Raw genomic sequence first — 937 nt, 5'->3', positions numbered from 1 at the left:
TTCAAGCTCGAATCAAACAGCTTGAACAACGGCAAAATGCCAAGCAGATGTCCAATCATTTCCAATTCTTAGAAGACAAGCGCATTGACAGCCTTGCTAAGGCTAACGCTATCCGGAACTACCGCAAGGCATGGAAAGCCTTTCGGAAGGTTCATAGTGCTGGTGTTCCAAAATTCCACCGTAAAAGCTATGCGTGGGGCTATCAAACTAATTGCCAATATATTAAGCAGAAAACGGCACAGCTAACCAACGGGACCGTCAGCTTTGAAGATTGTAGGCACGTCTTAGTGCCTAAGTTAGGCCGGCTACGAATTAAAGGCTCCCACAAACGATTACTGCATCGGCAAGCAGAAACTCGTATTGGCACGGTCACGATTACTAAGGACGCTGCCGACCGTTTCTTTTTATCCATGCAGCTGGGTTCTGATACACCGTTCGTGACGAAGCCGGCCAAGACCAATCGGCAAACTGGCATTGACCTCAACGTGAAAAACTTCTTGACGACCAGTGATGGCAAAGTTGTCGCAAATCTGCGCCACTATCGAACGATTAAGGGACGACTGGCTAAGGCTCAACGTGTTTTGTCGCGCCGTGCCCGAAGGGCAAAGAAAGAGCATCGGCCGTTACGTAACAGTAAGAATTACCAAAAACAGCGCTTGGTAGTTGCTAAGATTCATGCACAGATTCTAGATCGGCGTAAGAACTTCTTGCACAACGTCTCAACCACACTCATCAAGAACCACGATTTAGTGGTTGCAGAGGAATTGCGAAGTAAGAACTTACTAAAAAATCATGCTTTGGCAATGAGTATCGCAGACGTAGGCTGGTGTACCTTCTTAGGCATGCTAACTTACAAGGCTGACCTTTATGGTCGCCAGTTTGTAACGGTCAATCCTAGGAATACCACTCAAACCTGCCATAGTTGCAGCTTCGTCAT

General features: G+C 47.0%; 1 protein-coding gene. It reads left to right on the top strand.

The window, feature by feature from the left end; all coding sequences use genetic code 11:
• Positions 1-937 (top strand): RNA-guided endonuclease InsQ/TnpB family protein (locus BVJ53_RS14585; RefSeq protein ID WP_137296005.1); only part of this gene is annotated, 937 nt, incomplete at both ends.

It is taken from the genome of Lacticaseibacillus chiayiensis, assembly GCF_004123795.1.
GTDB lineage: Bacteria > Bacillota > Bacilli > Lactobacillales > Lactobacillaceae > Lacticaseibacillus > Lacticaseibacillus chiayiensis.
This window is presented reverse-complemented; position numbering and strand designations above follow the sequence as displayed.